The sequence below is a fragment of the Sulfitobacter sp. PS-8MA genome, from assembly GCF_040933935.1.
Classification (GTDB): Bacteria; Pseudomonadota; Alphaproteobacteria; order Rhodobacterales; family Rhodobacteraceae; genus Sulfitobacter.
This window is the reverse complement of record NZ_JBFQYJ010000007.1, coordinates 623,035-636,303: the sequence shown is the minus strand read 5'-3', so window position 1 is coordinate 636,303 and position 13,269 is coordinate 623,035. Positions and strand designations below refer to the sequence as shown.

Annotated in this window: 13 protein-coding genes; 5 read left to right on the top strand and 8 right to left on the bottom strand. The window is 63.1% G+C overall.

Going from position 1 to position 13,269, the window contains the following annotated elements; all coding sequences use genetic code 11:
* Positions 1 to 41: 41 nt before the first annotated feature.
* The 5 genes from AB4M76_RS16595 to AB4M76_RS16575 all read right to left on the bottom strand — a co-directional run bounded on the left by AB4M76_RS16595 (position 42) and on the right by AB4M76_RS16575 (position 4,687).
* The gene (locus AB4M76_RS16595) at positions 42 to 152 is read right to left on the bottom strand and encodes a DUF2474 family protein (protein WP_368443090.1); all 111 of its coding nucleotides are present in this window, start codon (positions 150 to 152) and stop codon (positions 42 to 44) included.
* Positions 152 to 1,159 carry a cytochrome d ubiquinol oxidase subunit II gene (cydB, locus tag AB4M76_RS16590; RefSeq protein ID WP_368443089.1) on the bottom strand — a complete coding sequence of 336 codons (1,008 nt, stop codon included), beginning with the start codon at positions 1,157 to 1,159 and terminating at the stop codon, positions 152 to 154. Before cydB ends, AB4M76_RS16595 begins: the two co-directional genes overlap by 1 nt.
* Before the next feature lies 1 nt (position 1,160).
* On the bottom strand, positions 1,161 to 2,579 hold the full coding sequence (locus tag AB4M76_RS16585; RefSeq protein ID WP_368443088.1) for a cytochrome ubiquinol oxidase subunit I: 1,419 nt from the start codon (positions 2,577 to 2,579) through the stop codon (positions 1,161 to 1,163).
* A gap of 90 nt (positions 2,580 to 2,669) precedes the next feature.
* Positions 2,670 to 4,019, bottom strand: coding sequence for a sensor histidine kinase (locus AB4M76_RS16580; RefSeq protein ID WP_368443087.1), 1,350 nt, complete (start codon positions 4,017 to 4,019; stop codon positions 2,670 to 2,672).
* Positions 4,016 to 4,687, bottom strand: coding sequence for a winged helix-turn-helix domain-containing protein (locus tag AB4M76_RS16575; RefSeq protein WP_368443086.1), 672 nt, complete (start codon positions 4,685 to 4,687; stop codon positions 4,016 to 4,018). The genes AB4M76_RS16580 and AB4M76_RS16575 overlap by 4 nt, the downstream gene beginning before the upstream one ends.
* Positions 4,688 to 4,848: 161 nt before the next feature.
* Between AB4M76_RS16575 and AB4M76_RS16570 the strand changes: the two genes are divergently transcribed.
* Positions 4,849 to 5,970, top strand: a complete 1,122-nt coding sequence (locus AB4M76_RS16570) for a Do family serine endopeptidase (protein WP_368443085.1) — start codon at positions 4,849 to 4,851, stop codon at positions 5,968 to 5,970.
* Between the two features lie 115 nt (positions 5,971 to 6,085).
* Here AB4M76_RS16570 and AB4M76_RS16565 read toward each other — a convergent pair whose 3' ends face one another.
* Positions 6,086 to 6,688 (bottom strand): response regulator transcription factor, encoded by a 603-nt coding sequence (locus AB4M76_RS16565; protein WP_368443084.1) that lies wholly within the window; start codon positions 6,686 to 6,688, stop codon positions 6,086 to 6,088.
* Positions 6,689 to 6,716: 28 nt separating this feature from the next.
* On the bottom strand, positions 6,717 to 9,239 hold the full coding sequence (locus tag AB4M76_RS16560) for a PAS domain-containing protein (protein ID WP_368443083.1): 2,523 nt from the start codon (positions 9,237 to 9,239) through the stop codon (positions 6,717 to 6,719).
* Positions 9,240 to 9,608: 369 nt separating this feature from the next.
* Between AB4M76_RS16560 and AB4M76_RS16555 the strand changes: the two genes are divergently transcribed.
* Complete coding sequence (locus AB4M76_RS16555) at positions 9,609 to 9,797, top strand: hypothetical protein (protein WP_368443082.1); 189 nt, start codon at positions 9,609 to 9,611, stop codon at positions 9,795 to 9,797.
* Positions 9,798 to 9,811: 14 nt separating this feature from the next.
* Here the strand turns inward: AB4M76_RS16555 and AB4M76_RS16550 are convergent, their stop codons facing one another.
* The gene (locus tag AB4M76_RS16550) at positions 9,812 to 10,417 is read right to left on the bottom strand and encodes a LuxR C-terminal-related transcriptional regulator (RefSeq protein WP_368443081.1); all 606 of its coding nucleotides are present in this window, start codon (positions 10,415 to 10,417) and stop codon (positions 9,812 to 9,814) included.
* A 98-nt stretch (positions 10,418 to 10,515) separates the two neighbouring features.
* On the opposite strand from AB4M76_RS16550, the gene AB4M76_RS16545 reads away from it, so the two are divergent.
* From AB4M76_RS16545 to AB4M76_RS16535, 3 genes are all read left to right on the top strand, one after another.
* Positions 10,516 to 11,715, top strand: a complete 1,200-nt coding sequence (locus AB4M76_RS16545) for a substrate-binding domain-containing protein (RefSeq protein ID WP_368443080.1) — start codon at positions 10,516 to 10,518, stop codon at positions 11,713 to 11,715.
* Positions 11,716 to 11,794: 79 nt separating this feature from the next.
* Complete coding sequence (locus tag AB4M76_RS16540) at positions 11,795 to 12,562, top strand: ABC transporter ATP-binding protein (protein WP_368443079.1); 768 nt, start codon at positions 11,795 to 11,797, stop codon at positions 12,560 to 12,562.
* Complete coding sequence (locus AB4M76_RS16535) at positions 12,559 to 13,260, top strand: ABC transporter ATP-binding protein (protein ID WP_368443078.1); 702 nt, start codon at positions 12,559 to 12,561, stop codon at positions 13,258 to 13,260. Before AB4M76_RS16540 ends, AB4M76_RS16535 begins: the two co-directional genes overlap by 4 nt.
* Positions 13,261 to 13,269: the final 9 nt, after the last annotated feature.

The following is a 13,269-nucleotide window of genomic DNA, read 5'->3' as shown; positions in this document are numbered from 1 at the left end:
TGCAGAGCCGCTTGGCAAGTCCCGGCGCTCAGGCCGCTGCGTCACCCCGGCATGATCACCAAGCGGATGCCATAGGCCACCACCGTCAGCACAGCCACGCTCGTCAGCCAAAGCGCCACGAACCAGCCGCCGCGTTGCAGCCATTTGCGCATCAGTGATAGCCCTCTTCGGGGTCAACCTTGCCGCGGAACACCCAATAGGCATAGGCCGTATAGCCAAAGATCAGCGGCAAGAGCACAAGCGTCCCGACCAGCGTGAAGAGCAGACTGTCGTCGGGAGCCGCGGCCTCTGCAATGGTCAGGCTTGGCGGGACGATATGCGGGTAGAAACTGATCCCGATGCCGATGAACCCGAGCAGGAAAAGCGCCTGCGCACAGAGGAAGGGCTGAATGTCGGCCTTGCGCTGCAAGCCGCGCAGCATCCCGAAGGCGGCCAGCGCGACCAGGACAGGCACGATGCCGCTGAAAAGCGCCGTCGGCCAGGCGAACCAACGCTCGAAATAGACCGCATCCGTGAAGGGCGTCCAAAGGCTGACCAGCGCCATAAAGACCAAAGTCGCCAGCGCGAAAGGCCAGGCCAGACTGCGCATATGCTTCTGGATCCGACCCTCCAGCTTCATGTTGAGCCATGTCGCCCCCAAGAGCGCATAGCCCACGGTCACCGCCACCCCGGTCAGGATCGAAAAGGGCGTCAGCCAGTCCCACCAGCCGCCCGCATAGGCGCGGCCTTCGATCTCGATCCCCTGCACCAAAGCGCCAAGGGCGATGCCCTGACAGAAGGACGCCACCAGCGAGCCGCCGAAAAACGCCATGTCCCACAAGGGCTTCCACCGTCTCGTGCGCCAGCGGTATTCAAAGGCCACCCCGCGAAAGATCAGCCCCAGAAGCATCAGGATGATCGGCATGTAAAGCGCCGGCATGACCACCGCATAGGCCAAAGGGAAGACCGCGAACAACCCGCCGCCGCCCAGCACCAGCCATGTCTCATTGCCGTCCCAAATGGGCGCGACGGAGTTCATCATGACGTTGCGCTCGCGCTCGTCCTTGGTCAGCGGAAAGAGCAGCCCGACGCCGAGGTCGAACCCGTCAAGGATGACATAGATCAGCACGGCGCCGGCGATGATGCCGGCCCAGATGAATGATAGTTCCAGCCCCAGCATCTCAGCTCTCCCCCGGTTTGCCACGATGGGCAGCTTCTTCGCCCACAGCCAAGATTGGCCCGTCCTCCTGCGCCATGTCGCGCGCGTCGTCCAAGCCGTGTTCAACCACCGGTCTGCGCATCATTGATACGATGTACCAGGTGCCGGCGCCAAAGACGAAGAAATAGACCACGATAAAGGCAATGAGCGAGGTGGCCACCGCAGGGGCCGCCACCGGGGCCAGACTGTCCGAGGTGCGCAGCAGACCGTAGACGGTAAAGGGTTGGCGCCCCACCTCGGTCGTGATCCAGCCCGCCAGCACGGCGACAAAGCCGGTCGGCCCCATCAGCAAAGCCAGTCGGTGCAGCAGCGGCGCATCGTAAAGCCGCCCGCGCAGCCGGGCCAGCGCGGCCCAGAGGCCGAGCCCCAGCATCGCGAAGCCAAGCGCGATCATGATGCGGAACGACCAGAAAACAATCGCCACCGGGGGCTGATCCTCTTCGGGGATCGTGTCCAACCCGTCCAGAGGGGCGTTCAGGTCATGTTTCAGGATCAGCGACGAGAGTTTGGGGATTTCCACCGCATAGTCGATCCGCTTCTCTTCGGCGTTTGGAATGCCGAAGAGGATCAGCGGCGCGCCCTCGGGGTGGCTGTCATAATGCCCCTCCATCGCCATGACCTTGGCGGGCTGATGCTCCAGCGTGTTGAGCCCGTGCATATCGCCCGCAAGAATTTGCAGCGGGGTGACGAACAAAAGCATCCACATCGCCATGGAGAACATCCGCCGGGCCGCCGCATTCGCCCGGTCGCGCAGCAGATGAAGCCCGCCGACCGCGCCCACAACCAGCGCCGTGGTCAGATAGGCCGCCAGCACCATATGCACCAGACGGTAGGGGAAGGAGGGGTTGAAAATGATGGCCCACCAATCTTCGGGGATGAACTGCCCCAGATCGTTCATGCCAAAGCCGGCGGGCGTCTGCATCCAAGAGTTTACCGCCAGAATCCAAGTGGCCGAGGCCAATGTCCCAAGCGCCACCAGCGCGGTTGCGAACATATGCAGCCCGTCGCCCACCCGTTTGCGGCCAAAGAGCATGATGCCCAGAAACCCCGCCTCAAGGAAAAAGGCCGAGAGCACCTCATAGGCCATCAGCGGCCCCACGACCGGCCCCGCCTTGTCCGAAAAGACCGACCAGTTGGTGCCGATCTGGTAGGACATCACAATGCCCGACACCACGCCCATGCCAAAGGCCACGGCAAAGATCTTTTTCCAGTAGTTGAACAGGTTCAGATAGGTCTCATCCCGTTTCCACAGCCAAAGCGCGTTCAGCACGGCCAGGTAACTGGCCAGGCCGATTGAAAAGGCCGGGAAAATGATGTGGAAGGAGATCGTGAATGCAAATTGCACCCGCGCCAGAATTTCAGCAGTAAATCCGTCGAGCATGAGCAGCCCCGCGTGTTGTGTTGGCTCTCATATAGCCCGCCACCCCTATAAGCGCACAGGATAAATTGCCGCAGCGGCGAAACCCGCGGCCTAGCGCTGGAATGTCACCACCACCCGCAGGCCGGGGTCATTGTCGCGCAGCTCCAGCCCCGCCCCATGCAGTTTGGCCACCCCGTCGACCAGGGCCAGCCCCAATCCGTGCCCCTGCGTGCCACGGCTGCGGTCCAGCCGGTAGAGCCGTTGCAAGACCCGCGCGCGGTCCTCGGCGGGGATGCCGGGGCCGTCGTCCGCCACGCTAAGCTCGGCCTTTTCGCCGCGGGGCCGCAAGCCGATCGTCACCTGCGCGCCATCGGGCGTGTGGCGCAGAGCATTTTCTATGAGGTTCGCCAGCATCTGCCCGATCAAGGTGCGATCGCCGGAAACCGAAACCGACGTCTCGGGCAGATCACAGATCAGCGTTTTGCCTTGCTCCTGGGCCGCAGGCTCGAACAGCTCGCTCATGGTGCGGCAGAGGGCGGCCAGATCGACCGGCGCGAAATGCGCCCGGGCGTCGCCGCTTTCCACCTGCGCCAGTTGCAGCAGCGCCTGAAAAATCGCGGCAATTCCGTCCAACTCCTCCCGGGCGCGGGCGAGCGGCGCAGAGAGGTCAGCCCCCTCCGCCTCGGCCCGGGCCAGATCGTCAAGATGGACGGAAACCCGTTGGATCGGCGTCTTGAGATCATGGGCGATGTCCAAAGACACCTGCCGCAGCGCCGCGACCGAAGTCTCTTGCGCCCGGGCCATCTGGTTCACCGCCTCGCCGATCCGCGACAGATCATCCGACCAGCGCGGCCCCGCCTGCACCCGCGCGGCCAGATCGCCGGTGGTCAGACGGTCCAGCGTGTGGCGGATCACCTCGACATGCCGTTTCGAGCGCCGGGCGAGGATCAGCCCGCCCGAGAGCGCGATCAACACCGTGGGCAGCAGGCTCACCAGCAGAATGTTCACAAAGACTTCGCGCAGGGCGGTGATCTCTGCCCGGCTGCGCGCGATGGTCAAAAGCCCGCCATAAAGCGTATCGGTCAGGGTCAGATAAACGCCGGTGTATTCCGTCCGCGCAGCCCCCAGCGAGACGATGTGATAGCCCTCATCATCCCGCGCAATCGCGCCATTGCCGTAGATGCGCCCGTCGGGGCCGATGTAGCTCAGGATCAACCGGTTCGGATCAGTGGCGCGCGATTCAGCCTCGACCAGTCTCGCCAATGCCCCCGCGCTCGGGGCGGCGCGAAACCCCGCCATATCCTGCGCAAGATCGGCGCGCATGGCCTGTTCAAAAGACCGCTGCGTCACCGCATAGCTGCCCGCGAGGCTCAAGAGGCTCACGGTGGCGAAAAGCAGCACCAGCAGCAGCGCCAGCCGCAGCGGCATGGAGCGCCATAGCCCCGCGAACCGCGCCTTCACGCGTCGATCCTATAGCCTGCGCCGCGCACGGTCTGGATCAACTCGCTGTCAAAGGGCCGGTCGACCTTGGCACGCAACCGGCTGATATGGGTTTCGACCACATTGGTCATCGGATCAAAGGAAATGTCCCAGACCGCCTCAAGCAGCATGGTGCGGGTCTGCACCCTGCCCCGGCGTCGCAAGAGATGTTCCAGCAGAGCAAATTCGCGCGGCAGCAAGTCGATCTCCTGCCCGGCGCGGGTGACGCGGCGGCTGATCAGATCCATCGTCAGATCGCCCGCCCGCAAGGTGGTTTCCTGCTCCAGCGCCTGCGGGCGCCGGGCCAGCGCATTGACCCGGGCCGAGAGCTCGCCAAAGGCAAAAGGCTTCACCAGATAGTCATCGGCGCCTGCGTTCAGCCCGTCGATCCGATCCTCGACCGCGCCCATCGCCGTAAGCAGCAGCACCGGGGTTCGATTGCCCGCGCCGCGCAGGGTTTTGAGCAGCGCCAGACCATCCAATTCGGGCAGCATCCGGTCAAGGATCAGCACGTCATAAGACCCGGTGGTGGCCTGCACCAACCCGTCCCGGCCATCGGCCACCACATCCACCGCATGCCCCTCTTCGCGCAGGCCGCGCGCGATATAGGTGCTGGTGGTGGTATCGTCTTCGACAACAAGCAGTTTCATCGCTCTCTCATGTAGGATCGGCCAAGGATTAGGGCAAATCCGCCCGCCGCACATCCCGCCGCCTGCATTCTCACAAATTTGTATAGCGCCCGCGACAGCGCTGTAAAACGCGCGCCCCAGATAGGGCGTCGGAAACACGAATGCACAGCAAGGAGCATCCCATGAACAAGACTCTCTCCAAGGCCCCCCGCGCCGCCGCCCTTGCGCTGAGCGCCGCCGTCGCCGCCACCCCGATGCTGGCGCTGGCCCCCTCGGCGGCACTGGCCGTGCCCGCAGGTGGCTATGCCGACCTGGTCGAAGCGGTCTCTCCCGCCGTGGTCTTTATCGAGGTGACGGCGAAACAGGACAACGCCCAGATCCAGACCCAGCTTCCCCCCGGCATGCCCGAAGAGTTGCGCCGCCAGTTTGAACAGATGCTGCCCGGCCAGAACGGCAAGGCTCCGGCCCCGCGCCAAGGGCTGGGATCGGGCTTCATCATCTCGGAAGACGGGCAGATCGTCACCAACCACCATGTCGTGGCGGGCGCCGAGAAAGTGACCGTGAAACTCGCCGATGGCCGCAGCTTTGACGCCGAAGTGGTTGGCAGCGATGCGATGACGGATATCGCGCTGCTCAAGGTGACCGCGGATGTGGAACTGCCCAAGGTCGACTTTGGCACCTCCAAATCCCTGCGCGTCGGCGATGAGGTCGTGGCCGTGGGCAACCCCTTTGGCCTTGGTGGCACCGTGACATCGGGCATCGTCTCTGCCCTGTCGCGTGACATTCAGGCCGGGCCTTTCGATGATTTCATCCAGACCGACGCGGCGATCAACCGCGGCAACTCCGGCGGGCCGCTGTTCAACAACGCGGGCGAAGTCGTCGGCGTGAACACCGCGATCCTGTCGCCCGGTGGCGGCTCCGTCGGGATCGGCTTCTCGGTGCCCTCCGATCTGGTGCAAACCATCGTGGCGGACCTCGCCGATGACGGCGCGGTTGAACGCGGCTGGCTTGGGGTGCAGATCCGCCCGATGACGCCGGAGGTTGCCAATGTGCTCGGCTATGACGAGCCGCGCGGCGCGGTGATCGAGGCGATCTCTGACGACAGCCCGGCGGCCGAAGCGGGGCTGAAGAAGGGCGATATCATCCTGTCCTTCGGCGGAGAGGAGATCATCGACCTGCGCGACCTGACCCGCGTTGTTGCCACCACCGCACCGGATAAAGCCTCTGAGATCGTGGTGCTGCGCAAGGGCACGGAAAAGACCCTTGAGGTGACGGTCGGCGCGCTGGACGCGCAACCGGCCTGACCAGCCTTCCCGGTGGACCTCATGCCACCGGGGAACCTGCACCCCTCCCCTAATGGGGCGGGGTCACCTGCCCCGGCGGACCCGAACCGCCGGGGCTTTTTTGTGCGCGGGTCAATTACCCGTTTCCCCCGCCCTCTTCGGTGCTGCCGTTAAGGTGAAAGCGGACAAGATCAGCCACCGATCCCGCCTCCAGTTTGCGCATGACCCGGGCGCGATGCACCTCAACCGTTTTGACCGAAATATCCATCTCGGCCCCGATCTCGCGGTTCGACTTGCCTGCGACCACACGCTCGAACACCCGGTGTTCCTGTGGCGTCAGCCGGGCCAGCATCTGCGCGCCTTCTTCGGCAGCGGCGGTGGACTGGCGCCTTGCCGCATCGGCCAAAAGCGCCGCATTGATCAGATCCAGCATGTCCTGATTGCTAAAGGGTTTTTCGATGAAATCCACGGCCCCGGCTTTCATCGCCTTCACTGCGGTCGAGACATCGCCAAAGGCGGTCATCAAAATGATCGGCATCTCGATCTGCCGGGCCGTCAACGCCTTTTGCAACTCCAGCCCGCTCATTCCCGGCATGCGCACATCGCTGACCAGACAGGACACGCCGGCGTCCTGATAGGCGTCCAGAAACGCCCCCGCGCTGTCAAAGGCCACGGTGCGCAGCCCGACCGACCCCAGTAACCAAACCAGCGATTCCCGCACCGCTGCATCATCATCCACTACATATACGATCGCGTGTTCGATCTTCTCACTCCTGCGCCACAAGCGGTAGGCGTACGGTCAAGCAGGCCCCCGTTTCGTCCGATTTCGTTACCTGGATGGACCCGCCATGGGATTCCGCGATTGTTTCACAGATCGCCAAGCCCACGCCCAGCCCTTTGGCCTTGGTCGATCTAAAGGCCGTGAACGCCTTTTCAATCGGCATATCCGGCGCAAATCCCAGCCCCCCATCGCAGACCTCGACGACAATATCGTCATCCACGCAACGGGCGGTGACTTTGACTTCGGCGTCTGAACGGCCAGAATCGCGACAGGCCTCGATCCCATTCTTGATCAGGTTGATCAGCAGTTGTTCGATCTCGATGCGGGCGCAGTGGAGCGGGGTGCCGTCGCAGGCGTCTTCGATCACCACCGCCACGCCAATGGCCGCGCTTTCGGGCTGGACCAGCAGCCGCACCGAGCGCAGAAGCTCGTCAAACGGCACGGTTACATAGTCCGCCGGATCGCTCTGCAAATAGTTCGACATCGAGCGCAGGATCGCGCTGGCGCGCTCCGACTGGCTTTGCATACTGCTCAGCACCGCGATCATATCGTCGGGTTCCAACTGGTTGTTCTTGGCCCGCAGGACACAGCCGGCGGCAAAGTTGTGGATGGCCGCCAGGGGCTGGTTCAACTCATGGGCAATCGCGGCGGTCATCTGGCCCAGCGTCTCGCGGCGGTTGAGCAATTGCAGCGCGGTCTCGTGATGGTGCAGACGGTCCTCGCGGGACACCCGCTCAGTGATGTCCGAGGCGATGGTCAGCAGCCCCCCCGCCGCCAAGAGGTAATCCGTCACCTCCAGCCAGCGGCCATCCCAAGATTGCGCGCGAAAGTATTGCGCCGGATCCGCGCGGCGGTTGCGCCGCTGTTGCAGCCAGCGGTTCCGCCCTTCGGACGAGGCTTTGAGCAGCCCGGCATTGGCGAAATAGATAAGCAATTCATCGAAATGCCGCCCGACGATATCGCCGCCATCCAGCCCGCATAGGCTGGCGCGATATTCCTCGTTGCAATAGACCAAACGGTCTTCGGCATCGAACAGCGCCACCATGGTCGAGATATTCTCAAACGCCAGCGCAAGCGCTTCAAGCGCACCTTGCCGTTCGCTCTGCGCGGCGACGATTTCCGTCATGTCGAAACAGGTGCCCCGGTAGCCTGCCAGCGCCCCGCTGCTGTCGTAGAAGGGTTTGCCTGACATGTCGATCTGGCGGGTGCAGCCCCCGGGTTGCGGGATGACCAAACGCAGGTCCCGAAACGGAGCCTGCGTGGCAAGCCGCTGTTGCAGCAGGTCATAATCGCCGCGATCACGGGCAATCTCGGCTTCGGCAAAGGTGCTGCCCAACTGGAAGAATGGGCTGCCCTCATCCGTCTGGCGCCCGCCGCCGGAGAGAAAGGTAAACCGCCGGTTCACATCCATCTCCCAGACCCAATCGGTCGCACTCGCGGCGAAATCGCGGAACCGCGTCTCACTTTCGACCAGTTCATCCAGCACACGCTGCTGCTCTGTGACATCCTGAATCGCCGCCAGAAGCCGGCCCCCGCCGAGCCCCTCCACCCGACGCATGGAGGAACGCAGCTCGATCTGTCGCCCGCTTTCGGTGAGGAACTTGAGCGTCTCGACCACATCGCGCGGCCGGCGGCCCGCCCGTTGCAGGTTGCGGCTCAGCGTGGCGCGGCTGCGCGGATCGACGAAACGCTGCCCCTGCTGCCACATCTTGCCCAGGGTGCGCGCGTCGCGGCCCAACAGGGATTCGACCTCGGGCGAGACATCAATCAGCGCCCCTGTGCTGTCCCATTCGAGGTAACCAACCCCGGCGACTTCGGCAGCCAGCGCATGTTTTGCCTCGCTGACTTCGGCCTGCTGCGCGGCGTCTTGCAGCGACGAGCGGTCCATCACAAAGACCAAGACCCCGACGACCTGATCCCGGTCCATCAAAGGCTGATAGACGGCCGACCCTTCGGTCCGCTGCAACACGGGGCGGGCGGCGTTGAACAGCCATGTCACCTGCTCGCCCGAGAACGCCTTGTCGAAATTTTCTTTGATCCTCGGGAGGATATCCGACTGAATGATCTGCGAAAGATGCTGGCCCAATATGTCAGCGCGCGACAGACCAATCGCCTGACAATAGGCATCGTTTACAAAGCCGTAGCGCCTTTCAGGAGTGATAAAGGCCACCTCCATCGGCAGGCTGTTCAGCAGACCCTGAAGGTGATTGGTCCCCCCCGGGCTTGGATCGATGATCTGCCCCATCCGGCGGGTCCGGTGCAGGCGCAGCCCCACGGCCATCAGCACCGCCAGAAGCGCCAGCGCCGACACGACCTCTGTTGGGTGCTCGTATATCCTGCCCGTTTCTGAAGGTGTCAGGGAAATAACAAAGCCCTGTAGCAGCAGCACAGTCGCACCGGCGCCTATGCCATAACGGCTCACCGGGTCGCCCGTCCGCCGCACGATAACGGCAGAAAGGATCACGATACCACATAGGACGATCAGCGTGAACGCTGCGGCCAAAGTCATTCAACACCTCTGCTTTCCGCGCCAAACCTCAGACTTTCGCAGGCATTTGTCTATTGGGGGAAACCCTGATGTCTCTGACACGCGCGCAGCGACGCGGCCCGGGCGTCAGCTCTGGGCGCAAAAAAGATGCAAAGTTTTATTTTCTTAGATTCAATCCGTTGCCGCCAATTGTACGGGTATTCCCCGATATGCTGAGGGCAAGGCCCGATGGAAAGGGCGCGGAGAGCTTGTTATGCTCGCTTCCTATCGGACCAAGGTCCGGCCATTTTTTTATTTAAATACGGTATCATAGCAGTGAATAATAAGACGGAGCGCGGCAATAAAGCCCCTGCCAAACCCGCCTCGCGCGGTCCTTCGGAAAAAGAGTTAATGGAAATTCGCGCCCTTTATGCACAGGCCGACGCGCTTGTGGCTTCCCTGCCCGAAGGGCTTCAGCAGGAGGAAGCCGCCGAGGAGGCGCAGCAAGACGATCCCGAAGACCGCGAGACCCGCCCCTTTGCCTCTTCGGTTCAGCCCCAGTGCGTGGACAGCGACCCCGAACAGGGCAATCCGCGCTAGGCGCCCTGCTGCGGCTATTTCTGGCTGTTGGACACCACATGATCACTGTCGATCCCGCCCAGCGAGTGGAACAGCCCGCTGGTGTTGCTGACCCCGAATTTCTTCAGCAGCTTGGCGCGGTACACTTCCACCGTGCGGTGCGAGATATCGAGATTGATGGCGATCTCCTTGCTGGTCAGCCCTTCGGCCAAATGGCTCAATATTTCGCGCTCGCGCCGGGTGAGCGGCAGATAGGGGCGTTCGGCGGACAGGTCGGCAAAGCTCCAGACCGCGCGGTCCAGCGGGCTGTCTGGGGTAAAGGAATGGCCCCGCACCCGGCACCAGAACAGGCTGCCGTCCTGCCGGGCCATGATGCGCTCATCCCAATAGGTATTCGTCTCGCGCAGCTGATCGACGCCGCGGTCGCGGATGTTCTTGAACTCCTCATCCGAGGGGTAGAGCATCGAGAACAGCTGATCGCGCAGATCGCCGCGCCCGTAGCCGAACATCTGCGCGAAAGCGTTGTTGCAGTCGCGGATCAGACGGTTCTGCGTGACCACCAGCCCGATCGGCGCATGGACGAAAGCCAGTTCGGCAAAGCGCCCGTCGCGAAAGCAATCTTCGGTACGTATTTCCACCATCTTGCCCCGTTCGGATTATTCTCGGATGCTGAAATTCTAAGCTAGACGACGGGTTTGTGCGGCGCAACAGCGCCCAGCACCCGTTCAGGGAGGATACCATGAAGACACTCACGCGGATCGCCGCCGTGACGGCAAGTGTTGCGACATTTGCCAGCGCGGCTTGGGCCGAAGACCCGATCAAGATCGCCCTTGTGCACGGGATCTCGGGCAGCAGTTTCGAAGCCTTCTCCAAACAGGCGCAGACCGGATTCGAGCTTGGCATCGAATATGCCACCGATGGGACCAACACGGTCAAGGGCCACCCCATCGAGCTCATCATCAAGGACACGCAGTTCAAACCCGATGTCGCCCGCGCCGTGCTGGCCGAAGCTTACGGCGACGACGAGGTGCTGATGGCCGTGGGCTCGACCTCTTCGGGCGTCGCCAAGGGGATGCTGCCGATTGCCGAGGAATACGAGAAGATCCTGATCGTCGAGCCGGCGGTGGCCGACAGTCTGACCGGGCCGGACAGCAACCGCTATGTCTTCAAGACCTCGCGCAATTCCTCGATGGATATGCAGGCGCAGGCTTTGGCCTTGCAGCCGGATGAAAACCTCTTTGTCGCCACCATCGCCGAAGACTACGCCTTTGGGCATGACGGCATCAGTGCTTTCAAAGCGGCTCTGGAAGGCACCGGCGCGACCGTTGTGGCCGAAGAATATGTGCCCCAAGGCACGGCTGATTTCACCGCCCCGGCCGAACGGCTGTTCAACGCGTTGAAGGACAAGGAAGGCCGCAAGGTCATCCTGGCCTATATCGCCGGGGGCGGCGACGGGCCGGGCAAGATCAAGGCGATGAACCCCGAGCGCTATGGCATCGAAATCTCCATGGGTGGTCACATCCTGCCGGTGCTGCCGACCTACAAGCGTTTCCCCGGCATGGAGGGTGCGGTCTATTACTATTATGAAGCCTATGACAATCCGGTGAACGACTGGCTGGTCAAGACCCATCAGGAACGTTTCGACAGCCCGCCGGATTTCTTTACCGCAGGCGGCATGTCGGCGGCGCTGGCGGCGGTCAAAGCCATCGAGACCGCAGACAGTCTTGAGACCGAAGACCTGATCGATGCGATGGAGGGCATGTCTTGGGAGACCCCCAAAGGCACCATGACCTTCCGCCCCGAAGACCATCAGGCGCTGCAATCCATGGTGCACTTCAAAATCCGCGTCGATGAAGATGTCGACTGGGCGATCCCCGATCTGGTGCGCATCATCGAAGCGGATGAGATGGACATCCCCATCGGCCGCAGCAACGACTGAAGACGGACAGAGACTTGGCCCCGCCTCCCCACCCCTGTCGGGGCGGGCCATCCCTCGCCGCGCAAAGGTTCCCCACATCATGCCGACGCCCTCGCTCATCACGCGCGATCTGACCATTCGTTTTGGCGGTCATGTCGCCGTCAATCAGGTCTCCTGCGCCTTCCACCCCGGCGAGCTCACCGTCATCGTGGGGCCGAACGGGGCCGGTAAGACCACCTATTTCAACCTGATCTCGGGCCAGCTTACCGCGACTTCCGGGCAGGTGCTGAAAGGCGCGGTCGATCTGACCCGCATGGCCCCCTCGGCGCGCGCACGCCAAGGTGTGGGCCGGGCCTTTCAGCTCACCAATCTCTTCCCGCAGCTCACCGTGTTGGAGAACATCCGCCTTGCCGTGCAGGCCCGCGCGGGCGATGGCTGGCGGCTGCTGCGCCCGGTGCGCCGTTTCACCAAACTCACGCAGGACGCGGAGCACTACCTCGAAGCCACCCGCCTGTCGCGCGTCGCCCATCTGCCCGCCGCCGCCCTGCCCCATGGCGACCAGCGCAAGCTGGAGGTCGCGCTGCTGATGGCGATGGAGCCCGATATCTACATGTTCGACGAACCCACCGCCGGCATGTCGCTGGACCATGCGCCCGATGTGCTGGAACTGATCGCGCAAATCAAATCCGATCCTTCCAAGACCGTGCTGCTGGTCGAACATAAGATGGACGTGGTGCGCCGCCTCGCCGACCGGATCATCGTGCTGCACAACGGCGAATTGCTCGCCGACGGAGCACCCGCCGAGGTCATGGACAGCCAGATCGTGCGCGATGTCTATCTCGGCACCGCGACGGAGGAGACCGCATGAGCCTGCTGACCCTCGACCGGATGCAAACCAACATCGGGCAATATGCGGTGCTGCATGATGTGAGCCTTGAGGTGCCCGAGGGGGGCGTTTTTGTCCTGCTGGGCCGGAATGGCGCGGGCAAGACGACCACGCTGCGCTCGGTCATGGGTCTGTGGAAGCCGGCGCCCGGCACGGTGCGCTTTGACGGCGCGGACCTCACCGGGCTGCACACCGCCGAGATCGCCCGGCGCGGCATCGCCTATGTGCCCGAGAATATGGGGATTTTCGGCAATCTCACGGTTGAGGAAAACCTGATCCTCGCCACCGACAAGGGACGCTTTGACCCCGCCCGCCTCAAGCGCATCACCACGCTTTTCCCCGCGCTGGAGCGGTTCTGGACAAAACAGGCCTGGGCGCTCTCGGGCGGGCAGAAACAGATGCTCTCCGTCGCCCGCGCCATTGTCGAGCCGCGCCGCCTGATCCTGATCGACGAGCCGACCAAGGGGCTGGCGCCTGCCATTGTCGCCGCCATGGCCGAAGCCTTTACCGAGATTTCACGTGAAGCAACGCTGCTGCTGGTCGAGCAGAACTTCCACTTTGCCCGCAGCATTGGCCGCGAGATGGCGGTGATCGACGATGGCCGCGTGGTGCATCGCGGGACCATGGCGGATTTCGCCGCCGACAAACCATTGCAAGACCGGCTGTTGGGCCTGTCGTGATGAGGAAGA